The organism is Sporosarcina thermotolerans, from assembly GCF_042658975.1.
GTDB lineage: Bacteria > Bacillota > Bacilli > Bacillales_A > Planococcaceae > Sporosarcina > Sporosarcina thermotolerans.
In genome coordinates, this window is the sequence record NZ_JBHSRM010000014.1 from 1 (window position 1) to 21,034 (window position 21,034).

Annotated in this window: 22 protein-coding genes, 1 tRNA gene and 2 pseudogenes; 18 read left to right on the forward strand and 7 right to left on the reverse strand. The window is 39.6% G+C overall.

The window, feature by feature from the left end; translation table 11 throughout:
• Positions 1-833 precede the first annotated feature (833 nt).
• Positions 834-1,340, forward strand: a pseudogene (locus tag ACFPZG_RS11495) (group II intron reverse transcriptase/maturase); the annotation flags it as partial.
• On the opposite strand, the pseudogene ACFPZG_RS11500 reads toward ACFPZG_RS11495, so the two are convergent.
• The 3 genes and pseudogenes from ACFPZG_RS11500 to ACFPZG_RS11510 form a co-directional block, all read right to left on the reverse strand.
• Positions 1,334-1,582 (reverse strand): annotated as a pseudogene (locus ACFPZG_RS11500) (DDE-type integrase/transposase/recombinase); the annotation flags it as partial. The pseudogenes ACFPZG_RS11495 and ACFPZG_RS11500 overlap by 7 nt on opposite strands.
• 239 nt (positions 1,583-1,821) lie before the next feature.
• Positions 1,822-2,766, reverse strand: a complete 945-nt coding sequence (locus tag ACFPZG_RS11505; RefSeq protein WP_283732352.1) for a hypothetical protein — start codon at positions 2,764-2,766, stop codon at positions 1,822-1,824.
• Positions 2,767-2,834: 68 nt separating this feature from the next.
• Complete coding sequence (locus ACFPZG_RS11510) at positions 2,835-3,392, reverse strand: hypothetical protein (RefSeq protein ID WP_283732351.1); 558 nt, start codon at positions 3,390-3,392, stop codon at positions 2,835-2,837.
• A gap of 1,143 nt (positions 3,393-4,535) precedes the next feature.
• Here ACFPZG_RS11510 and ACFPZG_RS11515 point away from each other — a divergent pair.
• Entirely contained in the window at positions 4,536-5,246 is a 711-nt protein-coding gene (locus ACFPZG_RS11515) for a M23 family metallopeptidase (protein ID WP_283732350.1), read from the forward strand.
• Between the two features lie 348 nt (positions 5,247-5,594).
• Here ACFPZG_RS11515 and ACFPZG_RS11520 read toward each other — a convergent pair whose 3' ends face one another.
• The 3 genes from ACFPZG_RS11520 to ACFPZG_RS11530 all read right to left on the reverse strand — a co-directional run bounded on the left by ACFPZG_RS11520 (position 5,595) and on the right by ACFPZG_RS11530 (position 7,660).
• Positions 5,595-6,767: a hypothetical protein gene (locus ACFPZG_RS11520; protein WP_283732349.1), complete on the reverse strand. Its 1,173-nt coding sequence runs from the start codon at positions 6,765-6,767 to the stop codon at positions 5,595-5,597.
• A complete protein-coding gene (locus tag ACFPZG_RS11525) occupies positions 6,760-7,275 on the reverse strand; it encodes a sigma-70 family RNA polymerase sigma factor (protein WP_317941133.1) in 516 nt (171 codons plus the stop codon). The genes ACFPZG_RS11520 and ACFPZG_RS11525 overlap by 8 nt, the downstream gene beginning before the upstream one ends.
• 118 nt (positions 7,276-7,393) lie before the next feature.
• Positions 7,394-7,660: a hypothetical protein gene (locus tag ACFPZG_RS11530; RefSeq protein WP_283732347.1), complete on the reverse strand. Its 267-nt coding sequence runs from the start codon at positions 7,658-7,660 to the stop codon at positions 7,394-7,396.
• A gap of 108 nt (positions 7,661-7,768) precedes the next feature.
• On the opposite strand from ACFPZG_RS11530, the gene ACFPZG_RS11535 reads away from it, so the two are divergent.
• The 4 genes from ACFPZG_RS11535 (at position 7,769) to uvrC (ending at position 11,279) form a co-directional block, all read left to right on the forward strand.
• Positions 7,769-8,203 carry a S41 family peptidase gene (locus ACFPZG_RS11535; protein WP_283732346.1) on the forward strand — a complete coding sequence of 145 codons (435 nt, stop codon included), beginning with the start codon at positions 7,769-7,771 and terminating at the stop codon, positions 8,201-8,203.
• Positions 8,204-8,215: 12 nt separating this feature from the next.
• The gene (locus ACFPZG_RS11540; protein ID WP_317941132.1) at positions 8,216-8,533 is read left to right on the forward strand and encodes a S41 family peptidase; all 318 of its coding nucleotides are present in this window, start codon (positions 8,216-8,218) and stop codon (positions 8,531-8,533) included.
• 595 nt (positions 8,534-9,128) lie between these two features.
• Positions 9,129-9,443 (forward strand): thioredoxin, encoded by a 315-nt coding sequence (gene trxA, locus ACFPZG_RS11545; RefSeq protein ID WP_283732344.1) that lies wholly within the window; start codon positions 9,129-9,131, stop codon positions 9,441-9,443.
• 57 nt (positions 9,444-9,500) lie between these two features.
• Positions 9,501-11,279 carry an excinuclease ABC subunit UvrC gene (gene uvrC / locus ACFPZG_RS11550; protein ID WP_283732343.1) on the forward strand — a complete coding sequence of 593 codons (1,779 nt, stop codon included), beginning with the start codon at positions 9,501-9,503 and terminating at the stop codon, positions 11,277-11,279.
• A 37-nt stretch (positions 11,280-11,316) separates the two neighbouring features.
• Here uvrC and ACFPZG_RS11555 read toward each other — a convergent pair whose 3' ends face one another.
• Complete coding sequence (locus ACFPZG_RS11555) at positions 11,317-11,733, reverse strand: YslB family protein (protein ID WP_283732342.1); 417 nt, start codon at positions 11,731-11,733, stop codon at positions 11,317-11,319.
• 213 nt (positions 11,734-11,946) lie between these two features.
• Between ACFPZG_RS11555 and ACFPZG_RS11560 the strand changes: the two genes are divergently transcribed.
• From ACFPZG_RS11560 to ACFPZG_RS11615, 12 genes are all read left to right on the forward strand, one after another.
• Positions 11,947-12,558, forward strand: coding sequence for a succinate dehydrogenase cytochrome b558 subunit (locus tag ACFPZG_RS11560; protein ID WP_283732341.1), 612 nt, complete (start codon positions 11,947-11,949; stop codon positions 12,556-12,558).
• 58 nt (positions 12,559-12,616) lie between these two features.
• Positions 12,617-14,371, forward strand: coding sequence for a succinate dehydrogenase flavoprotein subunit (gene sdhA, locus ACFPZG_RS11565; RefSeq protein ID WP_317941131.1), 1,755 nt, complete (start codon positions 12,617-12,619; stop codon positions 14,369-14,371).
• A 5-nt stretch (positions 14,372-14,376) separates the two neighbouring features.
• Positions 14,377-15,174, forward strand: a complete 798-nt coding sequence (gene sdhB / locus ACFPZG_RS11570; RefSeq protein ID WP_283732340.1) for a succinate dehydrogenase iron-sulfur subunit — start codon at positions 14,377-14,379, stop codon at positions 15,172-15,174.
• Between the two features lie 431 nt (positions 15,175-15,605).
• Entirely contained in the window at positions 15,606-16,049 is a 444-nt protein-coding gene (locus tag ACFPZG_RS11575) for an acyl-CoA thioesterase (protein ID WP_283732339.1), read from the forward strand.
• Between the two features lie 88 nt (positions 16,050-16,137).
• Positions 16,138-16,350 carry a helix-turn-helix domain-containing protein gene (locus ACFPZG_RS11580; protein ID WP_283734667.1) on the forward strand — a complete coding sequence of 71 codons (213 nt, stop codon included), beginning with the start codon at positions 16,138-16,140 and terminating at the stop codon, positions 16,348-16,350.
• 232 nt (positions 16,351-16,582) lie between these two features.
• Entirely contained in the window at positions 16,583-16,990 is a 408-nt protein-coding gene (locus ACFPZG_RS11585; protein ID WP_283734666.1) for a MarR family winged helix-turn-helix transcriptional regulator, read from the forward strand.
• Positions 16,987-17,793 (forward strand): glutamate racemase, encoded by an 807-nt coding sequence (gene racE, locus ACFPZG_RS11590; RefSeq protein ID WP_317941130.1) that lies wholly within the window; start codon positions 16,987-16,989, stop codon positions 17,791-17,793. The genes ACFPZG_RS11585 and racE overlap by 4 nt, the downstream gene beginning before the upstream one ends.
• Before the next feature lie 94 nt (positions 17,794-17,887).
• A complete protein-coding gene (gene rph, locus ACFPZG_RS11595) occupies positions 17,888-18,640 on the forward strand; it encodes a ribonuclease PH (RefSeq protein ID WP_283732338.1) in 753 nt (250 codons plus the stop codon).
• A 4-nt stretch (positions 18,641-18,644) separates the two neighbouring features.
• Positions 18,645-19,259, forward strand: a complete 615-nt coding sequence (locus ACFPZG_RS11600) for an XTP/dITP diphosphatase (protein ID WP_283732337.1) — start codon at positions 18,645-18,647, stop codon at positions 19,257-19,259.
• On the forward strand, positions 19,256-19,756 hold the full coding sequence (locus ACFPZG_RS11605) for a metallophosphoesterase (RefSeq protein WP_283732336.1): 501 nt from the start codon (positions 19,256-19,258) through the stop codon (positions 19,754-19,756). Before ACFPZG_RS11600 ends, ACFPZG_RS11605 begins: the two co-directional genes overlap by 4 nt.
• A 75-nt stretch (positions 19,757-19,831) precedes the next feature.
• Positions 19,832-19,905, forward strand: a tRNA-Arg gene (locus ACFPZG_RS11610).
• 449 nt (positions 19,906-20,354) lie between these two features.
• A complete protein-coding gene (locus ACFPZG_RS11615) occupies positions 20,355-21,020 on the forward strand; it encodes a MerR family transcriptional regulator (protein ID WP_283732335.1) in 666 nt (221 codons plus the stop codon).
• Positions 21,021-21,034 lie beyond the last annotated feature (14 nt).

Genomic DNA, 21,034 nt, shown 5'->3' on the forward strand with positions numbered 1-21,034 from the left:
GAGGGTTAATGAATTTTCCTATATTCCGAAACGGGCGCAATTGTCGTTTATTTAACTAACGGGTGCTTTAGTTCGTGCGAAATGTTCCTGGCTCAAATGAAATGTGGTCACACAATTTCGGTAAAGGTCAGGCAGTTTTTAGATTTCTAAAATTGAAGGGTTATATCGAGGAGTCGAATGATGAGGTAACGCTCTGAAAGGCTCCCCCTGCGTCGAATAGCACGCTGCTTAGTAAGGAACAGCGTGTTATAAGCTCGGCTAATAGGCGTGAGAATTTACCGTAACAGTTCGGCTGACGAAATCCTACCCGATGGGGTGGTGTAAATCATGGTGCTTGGGTTGAACAGATATGGTGAGAATGCAATGTAAATACAATAAGATACTGTATTGCTGACGAACTTCTGAATGTACGGGTCTACAAGCACATTATATAGAAATGTATTTACTACCAAATGTAGGGTTAGCTGTGGATGAGTAAGAATTGACTATATAAAAATCCATCTTGTGTTATAGGCACATGTGATGCTAACAGGCTCATAGGAAGCACCTAAGTTTGTTCCATAATAGATGTAACTCAACGTTGTAAGCCGATAACGTGGAGAGCTTACTCTCGGTGAAGCGTTGGAAAGGAAAATAGTCGTGAGAATAGCGACTATATAACTTTTCTTCATATCGGTGAAAGTGGTGGCACAGTACCATTGAAGCGTGTAATGAACGTGGAGGGATAGCCACTAGACTATTAAAAGATTCATTCACCATGCAAGACAGTTCTTCAACGATTAATGAGGTTCTTGTGAGACTAATAGAGGTTCAGCTCCGAAGGAGCCACCGACTTGTTAAAACGAAAGAAACTGAGGCACAACGAGTATTATGATATGCAGTTCCATTTTGATTCTTTATATGCTCAAAGTGCTAATGGTCAAAATTTTTATGGATTAATCGATTTAATGCAATCCGATGAAAACATTCGATTAGCTTATCGTAATATTAAACGAAATACCGGCAGTAGTACGGCAGGGTATGATGAATTAACGATTGAAGATATAAGTCAATTGTCCGTGGTGGAAGTTGTATCGACGATACAACGAATGTTTGAACGTTATGTACCCAAAGCTGTTCGACGGGTTTATATCCCGAAGACAAACGGAAAAACACGTCCTTTAGGGATTCCGACTATTTGGGACAGATTGTTCCAACAATGTATTCTCCAAGTGCTTGAGCCAATCTGTGAAGCAAGGTTTTATAAGCACAGCTATGGCTTTAGATCAATTCGCAGTACACATCATGCGAAAGCCAGGTTCGAGACTCTCATTAATCGGGCGTGTTTATATCACTTCATTTTGGAGAACATACCGTCCAATGCTCTTATCGCCGAAAGGGTATCCCGATTAGGAGATGTCCGATAGGACAGAATAACCTTCTTCGCTGCGTCAAAGAAGAAAAAGAGATAGTGCCAACGGCCGTTCACGCGGATGTAGGTCTCATCTCCACAGAATTGGTCTGACAACGCATAAGGAAAATGGTCAATGTAAGGCTTTACTGTTAATGCAACTCTGTTCATGTAATTGAGCACGCTTTGATAAACATACTTTTGCCAAATGAAGTGTTAAAAATGATACAGTTTTTAGATTTTAGAGTATTTGATAATTAATTTATTTACTTAATGAAACCCCTAATTCAACATAAGAACTAGGGGTTTTTAGCAAGATGATCAGTTTTTTTCTAAATAGCTCCCCTTTATTTGTACAGTTTGCGCCTCTTCATGCGCTTATACTAAACAGCGAAAGCACTTATACAAGCTGAACTGTTTGAAGTTACCCTTTATTTAATGGGTATACGCATAGAATTGTGCATTAATCTAACTGGAAACGGAGTATCTGGTTTTTCTGTTGGTTCCCCTAATAATATAAATCTAATACTTTCTTTTGCTTTATGATTTTCTAGATTCACCGGGAGTACCGCTTTGGAATTGGCTGGTACTAGAATTTGTTCCAATTTTTCCGCATTATAATCTGAAAATAAATATAAATGCCCTTTCAATTCGAATTCCAGATAATTATTAATCAGTAAATAATATTTTTTTTCCTCGATAGAACTAACTTCGGTTGACAACTCCTGATCTTTGTATAAAAACAAAGAAATCATATCACCTTCATGAGATTCTTCAATTTTTGTAACGGGTTTAAAACTATCTTCAAATTTAGCTAAATTATTATTATTATTATTATTTTGTACATATAGTGAGAAATAACTATGTGCAAATATCTTTTGTGATTGTACCTTTTCTAATTCATCGAAAGTTTTATTATCAATATACTTTTCACTATATATATACACAACGTGCTTCCCTTTTGGCAATCCTGATAAAGTAAAATCTACTTTGACTTCGCCTTGTTTTGGAACTGTAAATATATGATACCTGGTTTTTTCACCATTAATCTCCATCATAAGTGGTGAAATATCTTCCTCAATTATTGCATACATTATTCTTTTTTCTTCTTTTTGTACATTATTGGTTAATATATATGTAGCTTGCAGCTGTCCCTCTTTATTTGTTTCAAAAGCTAATTGATCACGATCTATTTCAAACCTTTCGTCTATATTCACTTCAACTCTTCGTTCCTCAACTGTTCGTTCTACAGTAGTTATATTTGGTTCTTTATTCATAGAATCCCTCTTAATTTCTTTCTCTTGAAAGACCATATATAGGGTTATGATTAGAGATATAGCTACTATAAAAACAAAAAAATATTTTTTGTTTTTCACTTGAATTCATCCCTTCTTAATATTAAATATAAAAAACCATAAAGAAAAACTCTTTATGGTTAATAAAACTATTTCACTACAAGTTTATCAGTGGTTACTTTAGTCTCGGAGATTAATGGCATATTGATATAATGTACTCCTTCAGTAAGCATTGTAGTTCCAACAGGCTGACTTGGAGATGTAGTTTCAGCTACAACCATTCCTTTTGTATAAGATTTGGATTCAGAAGCTATATCTATAATAGTTAATCCCGTAGAACCTTTTGGTTGTTTATATAAAGTGCCGATAACTTGAAACAATACAACGATTGTATCAGCGTAAGTAGCGTTTATTGCATAGTAACCTGAACCTTCGTTCATTATATACGAAGAACCAGTTCCCCCAACCAAAGCTGTTTCACCTAAAGTGCTAATTTCATCAAGGTTTTTAAGTTGAAATTCTACTTTTGAAGGCGGTAAGTTTTCTAAATCAGGATTATTCGGATTAATTCTGTCAGCAGTCCAATACCAATCCGGTAAATTTTCCTGAAATTCTTTAACTCCATCCAAATCTTCCGCAAAAACTGTTGAAAATGATGTAGTAGTAGCAAGTATTACAGATGCTGCAAAAATTTTTAGTGACTTCATTTTTTTCCTCCTTTTATATTTACTACCTATATTTGTTAAATATTACAAATACATAATACCACATAAATAAAATAAAAGATACAGAATATTCAACTCGCATTGAATACCGATCTCGTGACGAATAAAAAGAAAAACTTAATTTTTATGTAGCAATTACTGCGACGTTTGTTTGCGTTACCGTTAATATACACTTTAGGGCTTCCTTCATTTGATGTTGTTCTGACAGCGTTGTTTGGAAAGGGAAGTAGTTTAGCAGTTATTCTGTCTGTAATATTGATTGCAGCAGTCCTTTTCGGAGTAGGAAAATCTCTTAAAGTACGCACATAACAAACGGGCGCGATTGTTGAAAAAAATAATTAAAGGGGTGGCAATCGCCGCCTCTTTTTAATTGGGCTAGTGCAATCCCTGTAGTGAGCAAGGAAAAAGGGTTCTTAATTTTCCCATTTCTGGTTAGTTGCAACTTCCGTTTCAATAGCAATAACAAAAAAACACCCAAAACCCATATACATCAAGGGTTTCAGGCGTTTGGTCGTTTGTCATTTAGTAGGGTTAGTCTGAATTTAGCTTATACTTAAAAACAGAATAAAAATGAAAGAAAAGTTCCCCTTCCGTGTATAAGGACACCAAAGCCCGAACTATTTGGACATCAAAGTTCGGACTGTTACTATCTTTTAAATTTCCCCCATATATAATTTTTCATTTAAACTTCCAATTTATCTTTACTTTTATTCAGCTTTTAAACATTCTGGTTACTTATAAATTTTTGCAGTCAAGCGCTATTGATCAAAAAATAACGCAATCCTTATCTCAGGTATGCGCTCTATATTCGTAAAGTCCACTGACTCTAGATAAGCATCGCTTAGATTAGCACTTAAATATCTTGCCATTCCAGTTTTGGCCTTTTTCAAACCGAGATTTTGATAAAACTCTTCATTCCCAGTTGTTGCTACCAAATGTACACAAGACACATTGCTTAGTGCTATTCCTTTTCTTTGATAATCCTGATAACTACATAAATTAGTTCAGGCATATAGACCAAGCTATATCTGCATAGTAGATTGATATTTAAATATTTGTAAAATAGAAATATTATAATATAGTTTGAATTGGATACCAATAAAAACCAAAATTGGAGGTCGTAAAATGAAGAAAGTGCTTTTTAGCGTTTTAGGGCTGTTTTTGTTTTTTTCAATTTGTAGTACCGTTTTTGCTTCTACAATCTATTGGCCTACCACATCTAAGGAAATTAATTCAGGGTTCGGAATGCGGATTCACCCTATATCTGGGGAATTAACAATGCACAATGGTATTGATATTGCTGCGTTAAAGAAAGATAGTCAGGGTAAAGGAATTGCAGGCGATCCAGTTAGAGCAATGCATAATGGAGTAATTTCACGGGCAGGTTTAATGTCAGGCTATGGACTTGTTGTGATGATTGACCACGTTGGTTCACATCAAATAAATTATAAAAATGTTCAAAGTGTTTATGCTCACTTAGATAGCCTAAACGCTAACACTAGAACTGGAGAAACAGTAAGTGGTGGGACAACTATTGGAACTATGGGGAAAAGCGGGGACGTAACTGGAGTACATTTACATTTTGAAACTAGAGACTGTGCTACTCCTGAATGCGTTTTTTCCAAATCTATTCCCCATAACCCTATGAGCTGGTATAGTGGTGGCATTACTACATTAATAGAGGAGAATCATGAATTATTAGATGAAAATTATGGGTTATATGATGTCGAATTAATTTTTGAGAAACCTTATTTTTATCCAATAGAAGAACTAGAAAAAATGACGCCTGAAGAGTTAATTGAAATAGGTTATCCAAACCCTTATGAATTTCAATAATTAAGCACAAAAAGGAAGGTATCCATTATTTTAAATTCACCCTATAGAATAGACACTTAAAAAAAGTGCTATCTATAGGGTGCTTTTTGTGTAATGTGAAAATCAACCGAGATTATGTAGAGATGAAGAACCATGAACAAAAAATAATTTGTACAACAGGGATTGAAAGAAATTTTACCACAAAAAACCAATGGTGCTTGTCCCAATTTTGAATGCCAACTTTTTGGAAATCATCGGAAAAGATGTTTCCTATACAATACAGAAATCATCTTTTCCGGGTAGCTTAGGCCTTTATTAAAGTGTCATTTACAAAGGGTACATAATAATTTGGAGTGTCTTCCTTTTACATTAATTATCGTTATACTCTTTCCAGATATTAGGGATGTTTTTCATTTCTGGATTATCCCATAATTCTGGACCAGGATAACTTATATATAAATAAAGGTCGCTATTAGGAACATGGGTTGTTGCTTTTATACCTTGAGCCGTTTTCTCTGAATAGATAATACGATCGTAATAATCTTCAGGCCCTGAAGAAATAAATTTAAATCCATCGTATTGGGTAAACAATTCTTCAAAGTAGTCTTTATCTACTTTTATTAATACAATCGAACTTAATTTATTATTATAAAAATGGAACCTCGCTACCCCATCATAATTTATGAGGAAATCAGATGCAAATCCTCCATCCGTTTGACCTATTATATAGTTAACACTTAATCGTTCAATTACTTTTAATGGTGAGTCGCCTAATGTTACTCCTTGAATATATAAGTAGCCTTCTTCTTCCTTGAATGTAGGTTTGGCTAAATCTACATTCAAGTCGGTTGTAGAAGTTTGTTGACTTTTAATCTCCTGGTCCGTCTTATATAGATATTCTGCCTTTTTTTCCAAATGCGGTTCCGCAAAGGATAGTGTTACGATAAGATTTTCTTTAACAGGCTCCGTTGAAGCCTGTATTATTTGATTGGTCTCAATAGAGTAGAAAAAACGATCGTCATTAATGTGCAAAAATTCAAATTTAAATCCCGCATAATCTTTAAATAGTTCATCAAAGTAGGCTTCATTTACATTGACATAAACTATCGAATTTAATTTATCTTCAATAAAAGAGAATTTCGCCTGGCCATCATAATCCATTACAAAGTCTGCATCACTGCCATCCTCTTGCACTATTATAAAATTGTCGCCTAACGCTTCGATTACTTTTGATTGGGAGTCACCTAACGTTACGCGGTCAAGATAAAGTAAGCCTTGTTCTTCGGAGATTGTTGGTTTTGATAAATCTATGTCTAGTTCCGTTGGAGACGGTTGTTCGGCTACAGAAGGTTCATTTTCAGTCAATACTTCGTTTAAGACAAAAAACATTGCACTCATTGTTAATACAGCAGTAATTACTCCATATCTCCAATTACGTCTTGGTTTTTGTGGTCTGTTTTGAATATCATTTAAAACATTTCGCATAACCTTTTTTTTACTCTCAGTTAAATCCTTCACTTCAGAAGGAATGAATTTATTCATTTAACAGAACCTCCCATTCAATTCCTTTTAGTTGATTTCTTAAAATCTCTTTCCCACGCCTTAATCTGCTTTTAACTGTACTTTCTGGAATGGATAAAAGACTTGCTACTGCAACAATCGTCATTTCATGAAAATAATAGTATATGAGGACCTCGCGTTGTTTCAATGGCAATTCAAGGATTGCATCTGCGATTATTGTTTGTTCGTCTATCCTAACTAATTCATCATGTATTATTTCAAATGCTGATAGAAACAATTTGTTTTGCAATTGGATTTTTCTATAAGCCCAGCTTTTTAAATAATCTTTACTTTTATTAACAGTCATTTTTGTTAGAAAAGCCTTTAATTCACCTCGATTTTCATACTTACTTTTATTGTTATAAAACTTTATGAAGACTTCCTGTACAATATCTTCTGCAACTTGAAGATCCTTCACGTAATAATAAGCAAGCCGAATTAGAAACTCCAAGTTTTGAAACATTACTTCTTCTATTTTTTTAGTGTTCACAGCTTCAACTCCTTTCGTTACATAGTAAACGATTCTCAACACTACAAAGTTTATATTTTTCGAAAATAAAACTCAGTTCGGACTTTGGTGTCCTTCTACATCCCTTGTTCGTTAACTATCAGACAAAAATATTAGTTATAAAATGTCGAATAGAAACTAATAAAAAGAGCCCAAAAAGCAAACCGAAAGTGAAGGTAGCAGTTGTTATTATATTCACACGTGAGCGATTAACACTTAATATTGAAACTGGTATGCTTATTAAAAGGGTAATAGCAACTATTACTTTTATCATTTCGGTTCCCAACAAGTATACCGGAATTAAAATTACACCAATAAGAAAATAAAAAAATGGGTCACTTCTTTTCGCGTTTTTTATTGCCTTCAAATCTAAACCTCCTATTCATCATCCATTGAAATAGAGGATGAGAACGGAGAACTTTTAAAGTTCGATTTGAAGGATTACGAACCCGCCTCCAAAAAGCTAGCACCCTCGATGGAGGAAGTTGATAAGGAGACGTTACGGATCACTTTACCAAGCTTCGTCAAAGTTGACGGGACTCTGGACTTCGTGAAGAACTATGAAGAAAAGCTGAAAGCATGTACAAATCTGATCATCGACGTACGAAACAATCATGGAGGAAACGGAAAATCTTTTTCGAACTTATTGCCATACATTTTCCCACCAGATGAACACCCGAGCACGGACGGTGAGTTGAAGGAGTTAAATTATACCGATCGAAACTCGGAGCTGTTCATCCAGCTCTGCCAGCAGCTGAGAAAAAACATCACTGATGAAGAGACACTGAAATTCTTTGACTCGATTGAAGAAGAATGTGAAAAATATCGCGGTCAAGGTTTTGTGACAATGGACTTTTCGGATGAATTGGAGGCGGAAGCCTTAAAGTTTGAAGGTACTGATTCCCCTTAGAACGTAATCGTGATGACGGATGTCTATTGCGCAAGTGCCGCTGAATACTTTGTGGAGATCTGCATGGAGTCTTCCAAAACTACCGTAATCGGACGCGCCACAATGGGCGTCAATGACTATAGCGATTTGCTCATCAAAGAATGGGATGACATGTACTCACTCTACTACCCGATGTCCCGCCGCGTCCACAAGACGTCGAACGATCCGTTGCACGGAAAAGGGGTTCGACCTGATCATTATATCCCTTGGACACCTAAGCATATAGATGACGATTTGGATCTTTTGTATGCGATGGACATGATAAGAGAAAGCAAGATGGCGGAAGGATGATTTGCAGGCGTTTCTAAGCGGATTGGGCGCGGGTTTTTTGGGCTTTATATCACTATGCTGATGTTTATAGATGGAATGGCAATACTACGAAAAAAACTATGAATTTCATTTTTCAGAAAAGACAAGAACGAATTTACAGGTGAGTAATTTCCACAAATGGGCGCGATTGTTGAACAAAATAATTAAAGGGATGGCGCCATCTCTTTTTTATTTGGCCAGTGTAATCCTTGTACCAAGAACGGATGCGTCTTTCTTTCCCCATTTTAGGTTAGTTGCACTTTCCGATAGGAGGTCCACCGCGTTCTATGGGAAGTCCCGCCACTCCTATAGGAAGTCCGCCGAGTTCTATGGGAAGTCGAGGCACCTCAATGGGAAGTCCACCGCGTTCTATGGGAAGTCGAGGCACTTCAATGGGAAGTCCACCGCGTTCTATGGGGAGTCAATGCACTTCAATGGGAAGTCCACCGTGTTCTATGGGAAGTCGGGGCACTTCCATGGGAACAGTCTTATAATAGTAGAAGCAGATATTTCGCTCGCATTTCACCGTCATGCTATAATGCAGACATAGTTGATTTACTAAAGGAGGAAGATTTTAATGGCTATAGTTCACGCGACTGACCAAGATTTTAAAGATCAAACAAAAGAAGGACTTGTACTTGTTGACTTTTGGGCAACATGGTGCGGACCTTGTAAAATGATCGCTCCAGTATTGGAAGAGCTTGACGGCGACCTTAACGGAAAAGCAACTATCGTTAAAGTTGACGTTGACGAAAACCAAGCTACTGCAGGCGAATACGGAATCATGTCGATTCCAACTCTTGTTCTTTTCAAGGACGGAGAAATCGTCGATAAAGTTGTAGGTTTCCAACCGAAAGAGCAACTTGCATCATTGATCGAAAAACACGCGTAAGACTTTATTTAAACCGGGAACCTTTACAGGAACCCGGTTTTTTAGTAGGTGAGAACTATGAATGAAATAATTGAGAATAAACTGTCCTTATTGCCAGATTTACCCGGCTGTTACTTGATGAAGGATCGTCAAGGCACAATCATTTATGTGGGTAAAGCAAAAATCCTGAAAAACAGGGTCCGTAGCTATTTCACCGGAACCCATGATGCCAAGACACAACGGCTTGTCGGGGAAATCGAGGATTTTGAATATATCGTTACTGGATCCAATATAGAAGCACTTATACTTGAGCTAAATATGATCAAACAATATGATCCGAAATATAACATCATGTTAAAAGATGATAAAACATACCCTTATTTGAAAATAACCTCAGAACGTCACCCGAAGTTAATTGTAACAAGACAATTGAAAAAGGATAAAGGGAAGTATTTCGGCCCTTACCCGAATGCGACCGCGGCCCATGAAACAAAAAAACTATTAGATCGGCTATATCCCTATCGAAAATGTCATCAATTACCGGATAGAGTATGCCTCTATTATCATTTGGGACAATGCCTTGCCCCTTGTGTCAACGAAGTTTCTGAGGAAACGTATAAGGAAATGGTTGATGATATTAGCAAATTCCTAAATGGCGGCTATAAAAATGTGAAAAATGATTTGACTGAAAAGATGTCAGCCGCCGCGGAAAATTTAGAGTTTGAGCGGGCAAAGGAATTTCGGGACCAGATTGCAAATATAGAAGCCGTCATGGAAAAACAGACAATGATGATGAATGACTTCACTGACCGAGATGTTTTTGGATATGCAGTAGAAAAGGGTTGGATGTGCGTCCAAGTATTTTTCGTCCGCCAAGGGAAACTGATTGAAAGGGATGTTTCGATTTTTCCGCTTTATCAGGAGCCGGAGGAGGAAATGCTGACCTTTATCGGGCAGTTTTATGGAAAGTCAGGACATTTGACACCAAGGGAGATTTTATTGCCCGAAGGCATTGATCGGGAAATTGTCCAACAGCTATTAAATGTAAATGTGTTCATACCTCAACGGGGAAAGAAAAAGGATCTCGTGAAACTATCGATAAAAAATGCGGAAATTTCGTTAAGTGAAAAGTTCCAGCTCATCGAACGCCAAGAACAAAGGACAATCGGAGCTTGTGATGACCTCGGGAAGGCGATGCATATTGCCACTCCTCTACGAATTGAAGCATTTGACAACTCCCATACGGGTGGTGTTGACCCGGTATCTGCGATGGTATCTTTCATAGATGGGAAACCAAATCGCAAGGATTATCGGAAATACAAAACGAAGACTGCCGCTGCCCATGATGATTATGGTGCAATGCGCGAAGTGATTAGAAGACGGTATGTAAGAGTGTTAAGAGATAATCTCCCATTGCCAGATTTGATCATCATTGACGGTGGTAAAGGACAGATGGAGATTGCACGTGAAGTTATTGAGGATGAATTGGGGTTATCGATCCCGATAGCAGGACTTGCTAAAGATGAAAAGCATCAGACGGCACAATTGTTGTATGGGAATCCTATTGAAGTAGTCCCATTGAAACGAACAAGCGAAGCTTTTTATCTGCTTCAGCGAATTCAGGACGAAGTACATCGGTTCGTTATAACGTTCCATAGGCAACGAAGGGATTCGAATACATTGACTTCCGCGTTGGATGGGCTACCGGGTGTGGGTCCGAAAAGGAAAAAGCTTCTATTAAAGCATTTTGGTTCAATGAAAAAAATCCGCGAAGCCTCAGTAAATGAGTTGAATGATGCAGGTCTCCCCCTAAAAATTGCCGAAACCGTGAATCAGTATTTCAAGAAGGACGAGTAAAAGGAGCTACATCGCAAAAGATGAGCTCCTTCTTAATTCAAATTTTCGTTTTTGGATCCCATTTCACTTGAAATCGAATATGATTTTCTTTCGGAACTTTTTCACCATAACATTCAGTGAGGAAGCCGTTAAGCTTCTGGAACTGTTCAGCAATGAACCCAGCCTCAAGTTGATAGGACCTTTTTTCCAATACAGTCCGATCTTCTTGGTTCAATATGAAAATAGCTTCGTCTTTAGATGTTTTACCAGAGAAGGGAGTAAGGGTGCCCCATCCAGCTTCAATAAAGAAATCTGGCAGCTCGTTGACTGAAAAAATCGGGAATTTCCTTGCTACGTCTTTTCCTGCCCAGTAAAGGATGTCATCTTCATGTTTGCCAAGTATTTTGGGAAGGACATGATCTCGTAAGATTTCGTATCCAAGTCGTGTGTGGGTGTCGTATGTAAGATTATCCAAAACATGCAATCCTTTCGGGGAAGTCCAAATATTTGATGAACTTTTGAAGATGTCGATAAAAGTTCACATCGCCTTGACCTCCTCAAAAGCGAGGAGTACAATGGACATGTTATCATATTGTACCATGAAGAGACATGCCGTAACCGTTCCTCATTTGTACAAAAAGTGAAGACTTTTCCGGTCATATCTCATTCAAAAGGGAGGGTAAAAGACTTGTCGAGAGAATCAGATTTTTACTTGCGCCGACTGCATTCTTTGCTCGGAGTTATTCCGGTTGGGTTATTCGTAGCTCAGCACTTGGTTATCAACCATTTTGCAACGCGCGGTGAAGAGGCATTCAATACCGCATCCAACTTCATGGGGAGCTTGCCATTTGTCTTGTTCCTGGAGTGGTTCATTATTTATATTCCGTTAATGTTCCACGGTTTTTATGGGGTGTACATAGCTTTCACTGCGAAAAATAATGTTCAGCGCTACGGAACATTCCGTAACTGGATGTTCTTCTTGCAACGTGTGACAGGTGTATTCTTGGTTATATTCATTGCTTGGCATGTTTATGAAACAAGAATTCAAAAGGCACTTGGTGCAGAAGTGAATTTCGATATGATGGAAAACATTCTATCAAATCCATTCATGCTTGCGTTTTATATCGCTGGTGTATTGGCTGCGACATTCCACTTGGCTAATGGACTTTGGTCTTTCGCTGTCACATGGGGAATCACACAATCTCCACGCTCACAAACGATTGTTACATACATAACAATCCTCGCTTTCTTGGTTCTTTCTGTAATTGGTGTACAAGCTTTATTAGCATTCGTTGTTTGAATAACAGAATAGTATACGATAATTTTTAGAACATGTAAAATTTGAGGAGTGAAATATAATGGCAAAAGGCAGATTGATTGTCGTCGGCGGCGGACTTGCGGGCTTGATGGCAACTATCAAAGCTGCGGAAGAAGGAGTCGGGGTTGACTTATTCTCACTCGTTCCGGTTAAACGCTCCCACTCCGTTTGTGCACAAGGCGGCATTAACGGCGCAGTGAATACAAAAGGTGAAGGTGACTCTCCAGCAATCCACTTTGACGACTCAGTTTACGGCGGAGACTTCCTTGCGAACCAACCACCTGTTAAAGCGATGGCTGAAGCTGCACCAGGAATTATTCACTTGATGGACCGAATGGGTGTTATGTTCAACCGTACACCTGAAGGCTTACTAGATTTCCGCCGCTTTGGTGGTACGTTACATCACCGAACGGCTTTTGCTGGCGCAACGACTGGCCAACAGCTCTTATACGCATTGGATGAGCAAGTTCGCCGTCATGAAGTCGCTGGACTTGTTCAGAAATACGAACACTGGGAATTCCTCGGAATTATTATGGATGATGAAGGAATTTGCCGTGGGATCAAAGCACAAAATCTAAAAACTATGGAAATCAAAGCATTCCCTGGTGATGCGGTCATCATGGCTACAGGCGGACCTGGAATTATCTTTGGTAAATCTACGAACTCAGTCATCAACACTGGTTCAGCGGCTTCCATCGTTTATCAGCAAGGTGCTAAATATGCAAATGGTGAATTCATTCAAATCCACCCGACTGCAATTCCTGGGGACGATAAACTTCGTCTGATGAGTGAATCAGCACGTGGTGAAGGTGGACGAATTTGGACATATAAAGACGGTAAACCTTGGTACTTCCTTGAAGAAAAATATCCTGATTACGGAAACCTCGTTCCGCGTGATATTGCGACGCGTGAGATTTTCGATGTGTGTGTCAATCAAAAATTGGGTGTTAACGGGGAAAACATGGTATACCTCGACCTTTCCCATAAGGATCCACACGAGCTTGATATCAAGCTTGGAGGAATCATCGAGATTTATGAGAAGTTTACAGGTGATGACCCACGCAAGTTGCCGATGAAAATCTTCCCGGCTGTTCACTATTCAATGGGTGGACTATGGGTCGACTACGAACAACATACAAGCATTCCTGGACTGTTTGCAGCTGGAGAATGTGACTACTCTCAACACGGCGCGAACCGTCTCGGGGCTAACTCACTTCTTTCCGCTATTTATGGTGGAATGGTTGCGGGGCCGGAAGCTGTTAAATATATGCGCGGCGTAAAACGTACTGCTGACGAATTGCCATCCACAATTTTCGATACTGCTATTAAGGATGAGCAACAGAAGTGGGAAGCAACGTTGAAGATGGATGGAACCGAGAATGCTTATATGCTTCATAGAGAACTTGGCGAAATCATGACTGACAATGTAACGGTTGTTCGTTATAACGACAAGCTTCAACAAACGGATGATAAAATCCAAGAGCTTCTTGAGCGTTATGAAAATATTAGTGTTACAGATACACAACAATGGTCGAACCAAGGTGCAACTTTCACACGTCAATTGAAAAACATGCTGTACTTGGCTCGTGTTATCACTCTCGGAGCGCTTAACCGTAATGAAAGCCGTGGCGCGCATTACAAACCTGAGTTCCCGGAACGTGATGATGAAAACTTCTTGAAAACGACAATTGCAGAGTTTGACGGGAAATCTGCGCCGATCCTTTCTTATGAAGAAGTAGATGTTTCCTTGATTCCACCTCGTAAACGTGACTATTCTGCGAAGAAGGAGGATTGACACAAATGAGTGAGCAAACAGCTGTCTTAGATCAGCAAGTTGCAAGTAAAACAGTTAAGTTTGAAATTCAACGTCAAGATACACCTGATTCAAAACCATACTGGGAAAGTTTTGAAATCCCTTATAGACCTAATATGAACGTAATTTCCGCGTTGATGGAAATTCGTCGTAACCCAGTCAACGCAAAAGGGGACAAGACGACTCCCGTAAACTGGGACATGAACTGCCTTGAAGAAGTATGTGGTGCATGTTCAATGGTTATTAACGGGCGTCCGCGTCAATCATGTACAGCTTTAGTTGACCAGTTGACACAACCGATCAAACTTGAGCCTATGAGAACATTCCCTGTTGTCCGTGACCTTATTGTCGATCGTGAATTCATGTTCGACTCATTGAAACGGATCAAAGCGTGGGTTCCAATTGACGGAACGTATGACCTTGGTGAAGGTCCACGTATGCCTGAACGCAAGCGTCAATGGGCATATGAATTGTCTAAATGTATGACATGCGGTGTTTGTCTTGAAGCATGTCCAAACGTTAATGATAAGTCTAACTTCATCGGTCCTGCATTAATGTCACAAGTTCGTCTATTCAATGCGCATCCAACAGGCGCGATGAATAAAGACGAAAGACTTGCGACAATCATGTCAGACGGCGGTATCACTGAATGTGGTAACTCACAAAACTGTGTTGTCGCATGTCCGAAAGGCATTCCATTGACAACTTCAATCGCTGCGATGAACCGCGCGACAACTGTACAAATGTTTAAAAACTTCTTCGGAAGCGACCATATGGTTGATTGATTAGAAACTAAAACTGCCACAGAAAGTTGAAAACAACTTTCTGTGGCGGTTTTTTTTATTACAAAAGGCTCGCGCGTCCAAAGCGAGCCGCCCTGCGTCCAAAGCGGATCCCCGCGCGCTCAATACTTACGTTCCGCGCCCAAGAAGTGCCCGCGCGCGCTCAAGAAATCCGTTCCGCGCTCAAGAAGTGCCTCCGCGCGCTCAGGATTACGTTCCGCGCCCAAGAAGTGCCTCCGCACGCTCAAGAACTCCGTTCCGCGCCCAAGAAAGTCCCCCACGCGCTCATGAAGCCCCTTCGCACACCTGAACCCAATCACGGTCGTAGAAAATGAAATCCGTTAGCCGGGTTTGGTATTCTATTGGATACTACCCAACTATTTGATATAATAAAAGAATGAATGTTCATTCATTTAAAAGGGGGAGCAGTAACGATGAGGATTTCATATATTGAGGATATGGAGAAATGGATTGAAGAATTTACATTTTCAGTACCGGTATCTGTTCGTTTTTCGGAAACGGATATGTACGGGCATTTAAATAATACAGTGACATTCACTTATTTTGAATATGCCCGAATCGAATTTTTAAAGGAAGTCGGGCGTATGGCGGATTGGCTTGATCCAAAAGGAACGACTATTCCTGTCGTTGCGGATTTACAATGCTATTATATGAAACAAGTCTTTTTTGATGAAAAATTGTCGATTTTTGTTAAAGCAGCTTCAGTTGGTAATAGTTCGGTAGATATTCATTATATGGCGAAAAACAATAACAATGAATTGGTTTTTACAGGTAGAGGAACACTCGTACAAATTGATCGGAAAACTGGCAAATCAGTTCCTTGGGAAAGTCAGCAAAAAACTGCATTTTCCTTGTAGTTTTGGTACTCAAGCCGGCACAGCCTAAACCATCTTCACATATTGTAAAGTGAACGTGGATAGGAGGGGGCGCGTCTTGACAGGAGAAATGAAAAACCGTTCGTTGCTGACAGCAAGGGAGCGAGAAATCTTTCATCTATTAGTAGATGATCACACGACGAAAGAAATCGCGGGACGGCTCGGCATTAGCGAAAAAACCGTCCGGAATCATATTTCTAATACCATTCAGAAATTAGGAGTATCCGGAAGGGCACAAGCGATTGTCGAATTGTTGCGATTAGGGGAACTATCACTGAATTAAACCATTGTCTTGTTGTTCGATTTAATATGAACACCAAGTTGAAGCCAAGAGTATACCAAAATTGTTGAAATCCCCTGGTAATTTAAGTAAATACTACCGAATCTCTGTAAAACAGTTGCGTTATATGTAGAAAAAGGTGACAATGAGTAGATAGTAATTCGTTTTCAGGGAGCTGGTATACGTGGCAGAAAACAATGGAGTTAGTATTGACGGTGCCAATAATATTGCCCGGATGGAAAAGGAACTTCGATATATATCAGGGATAATTAAACAACAAGGCCGTAAAATCTTAAGTAATTATACAATTACCACTCCTCAATTCATTGCGCTGCAATGGTTATTTGAGCATGGTGATATGACCATTGGTGACCTATCCAATAAGATGTATCTTGCGTTCAGTACGACGACTGACTTGGTCGATCGAATGGAAAACAATAACCTTGTTAAGCGAGTTCGTGATGAACAGGATCGACGTGTTGTGCGCATCCACTTATTGGTTGAAGGTGAGCGTGTGATTGAGGAAGTAATTGACAAACGTAGACACTACTTGAATAACGTGTTAGAAGATTTTTCCGAAGTAGAAATCATCGAGTTCTCCCGATTGTTAACTAAATTGCATAAAGAGATGATCAAGGATTGAATATCTCGAATAATGCTCCAATCGGGGTTATCGATTCCGGTGTTGGCGGTTTAACCGTCGTAAAGGAAATGATGAGTTTTTTACCTGAGGAAAAAATAATTTATATTGGCGATGATGCGCGGTGTCCGTACGGGCCACGTTCAGTTGAAGAAGTGAAAAGATTCACAATGGAGATGGCTTTGGCACTTTCTGATATGGGGATTAAGATGCTCGTTGTTGCATGCAATACTGCAACCGCAGTTGCACTGGACGATTTGCGAAATCGGTTCCCTTTTCCTGTATTAGGTGTTATCGAACCGGGAGCAAGGGCTGCTTCTCAAGTTTCGCCAACCCGAAGAATAGTTGTTTTAGGAACGGTTGGAACCATTAAAAGCAGGGCATATGAACATGCAATCTCTGCAATCTCTGCAGAAACAGTAGTCTACCCCCTCGCTTGTCCAGAATTTGTTCCTCTTGTTGAAAGTGGTCAATATAAACAAACCGATATTCGCCCGATCATGAAAAAAACCTTGGAGCCAATCGCTCATTTGGATTTTGATACGGCGATTTTGGGATGCACGCATTATCCTCTTCTGCATAATCATATTCAAGAGCAATTACCAAGCGGGGTGACAATTGTATCCTCGGCTAATGAAACAGTCAAGGATGTCAAGAGGACTTTGTCCGAGCTTGGTATTGCAAACAACCTTGTTGAACATAAAAAACCAATCTTCTATACTACAGGAGGATTGGGAGAGTTTATCGAAATTACTTCCGATTGGCTTAAAATTGAAAATCCCGATGTAAGACATTTAATACTATAAAACCCGGAAGCCTAAAATGGCGACCGGGTTTTTGCTTTGGTGAAATTGTCTATGATAAGATGGATTCTGAATTCAACTAGTGGAGGTATTCAATATGAGACAAGATGGAAGAACTGCAGATATGGGAAGGCCGGTAACGATTGAAAGGGACTATTTGATCCATCCGGAAGGTTCGGTATTGATTTCAGTCGGGAACACAAAGGTGATTTGTACGGCTACCATTGAGGAAAGGGTCCCACCATTTCTAAGAGGAAGTGGACAAGGGTGGGTGACGGCAGAATATTCCATGCTTCCAAGGGCCACCGGTCAAAGGACTCAAAGGGAATCCTCAAGAGGTAAAGTGGGCGGAAGAACAATGGAAATCCAACGCCTAATTGGACGTGCAATGCGTGCTGTGGTGGATTTGGAAGCGCTTGGTGAGCGGACAGTATGGATTGACTGCGATGTTATTCAGGCAGATGGCGGTACACGAACAGCATCGATTACTGGGGCATTTGTTGCCATGTCTATAGCAGTTTCGAAATTAACATCAAAGAAGGAATTGAAGAAGTTCCCGATTCGTGACTATTTGGCGGCAATCAGCGTTGGGAAAACGGAAGAAGGAGTGCTTATCCTGGATCTTGACTACCCAGAAGATTCCGCGGCGGCTGTCGATATGAATGTCGTCATGACTGGTGCAGGTGAATTTGTGGAGTTACAAGGTACGGGTGAGGAAGCAACGTTCACAAGACAGGAAATGAATGATCTCGTTGAACTGGCAGAGTCTGGTATCCAGCGCCTGATTGGAATTCAAAGGGAAGTTTTAGCTGATGTCGGAACACAGATCGGTCGAAAGGAAGGCGAATAATACCATGAAAAAGATTTTGATCGCAACGAACAACAAAGGGAAGGCTAAGGATTTTGAAGCACTTTTCAATCCTTATAATATAGAAGTTCTCACTTTAAATGATTTAGAGCAGGACATTGATGTGGAAGAGACGGGTGTCACTTTTGAAGAGAATGCAATTCTTAAGGCTGAGACAGTATCCAAGCTTTTGGGAATCACAGTCATTTCGGACGACAGTGGACTTGAGATCGATAAGCTGAACGGCGCTCCAGGCGTCTATTCTGCTCGTTACGCAGGTGCAGTGAAGAGTGACGAGGCAAATATCGAAAAAGTCCTCACAGAGCTTCAGGGAGTGCCTGAGGCGAAACGTACGGCACGCTTCCGTTGTGTTCTTGCTGTCGCAGGTCCGGGTCAGGAGACTGTTACATTTTCAGGTAGCTGTGAAGGGGTTATTTTGGAAGAGAAACGAGGAACTAACGGTTTTGGTTATGATCCAATCTTTTTCAACCCGGAAATGGACCGGTCCATGGCGGAATTGTCCCCCGAGGAAAAAGGTCGTATATCACATCGTGGCGCAGCGCTAAGACAATTAGAGGAGCATTTGCCGCAGTTGTTAGACTCGATCGGTGAACAACAATGAAAATCGTTGTAATGAGCGATTCGCATGGTGATAAGGAAACGGTGTCTGCCGTTTCCGCATTGTCTGCGGATGCTAAATTCCATTGCGGAGATAGTGAGTTGTCTGCAGAAGATCCATTGCTGAGTAAAATGCATATAGTAAGAGGAAATTGTGATAGTGATTTAAGGTTTCAAAAGTCGCTTATAATTGAAATAGGCAACAAACGGATTTTAACGGTGCATGGTCACGAGCATGATTGCAAACGGACGTTATTGCCTTTATTTTATTCCGCGAAGGAACACGAGGCGGACATTGTCCTTTTTGGTCACTCCCATTTGTATGGTGCAGAACTGCAAGATGGGATCCTATTCGTTAATCCAGGAAGCACATTGCTTCCAAGGGCAGGCAAGGAGCCGACATTCGCAGAAATTGAATGGGATGATGTAGGTGGCTGCAAGGTTTCATTCAAAAATATGGATTTTGAGATAGTTGATTCGGTTGAATTAATAAATATCTAAAAAAAGCGTTGACTTTTTTTGCAAGCCTGCCTATAATAAGATTTGTCGTTGGCAAACGTTGGTTGTTAACAGCATGTCTCAGTAGCTCAGCTGGATAGAGCAATGCCCTTCTAAGGCATCGGTCGGGGGTTCGAATCCCTCCTGGGACGTTTTTAAACGCACGAAACCTTAAGAAATAGGTTTCGGGCGTTTTTTATTATAGAAGGATTTCAAATTTGGGATTTATGCGTGATTTAGCAGATTTATGAGTTTTTTAGGATGTTTATGCGTATGTCAGTTAGTTTATGAGCATTTGAAGTGATTTATGCTTGTTTAGTGCTGTGTATGCGTGTTTCGAGGATTTTATGGGCTTTGAGCAATTAATCTTATGCGATAGCTGTTTGTAACTGTCTAAAGCGGGTATGTGTTATTGAAATAAGCAAGATGACTGTAGTGCGTCCTATCCATCAATCGGATAAGGCGCTTTTTTTGATTTATGTATAATTTTTAATCTCCGGGAATAGAATGCAGAAAATATGCTTTTAGTTGCTTGCAGTTACTTGCAGTTCACTTGCAGTTAGAATAGAATGGGGTGTAAGAGGTGAAGATCATGCTAACGATGTATGAAAAAATGGCCTTCGATGAGAGAGCGGAAAAAATAACGGAACGAATATTTGAGGATAAAAGTGAAAGCATTTTATTTTTCAAAGTCTTGGTAAACTATTTAGACATGACTTCAAAAAACAAATTGGGATTGGACAAGTTGTCTGAATCTGTTCTTGAAAATTCAACAGAGATGAAAAGCTATTTCTCTAAAACCTTAAAAGTTATGGCTGATATTGCCGTACAAGCGGATGAAATTTTACCTGTATATACAACAGGGCAGCTATCTAAATTTTTCGGAGTTTCAATCACAACCATCAATAATTGGATAAATGAAGGAAAATTTATTGGAGTAGAGAGAAGCGAAAGGAATAGCCAAGCCCGAATCAGTGCGGATACCTTGTGGATGGCTAAAACAGGTAAACTTTACTCTGTAGCCCAAATCGTAAACGAATGGGAAGAAGAACAAGATGCATTAGGCAACAATAGATACGACAGCGAAGAAAAGAATTTTTTAGTCGATCAAATGGCTTTATATGAGAAAAAATACGGGGGAGATTTCGAGAGTACATTGGGAATGAAAGATGGTTTGTCTCCTGAAGAAGAGACAGATGCTGCTGCTTGGTCCTATTTTAGAAGAAAGTTTGACGCCATACGCGATGACAAATCTGCCGCCAACTAATTATTCTATATTAG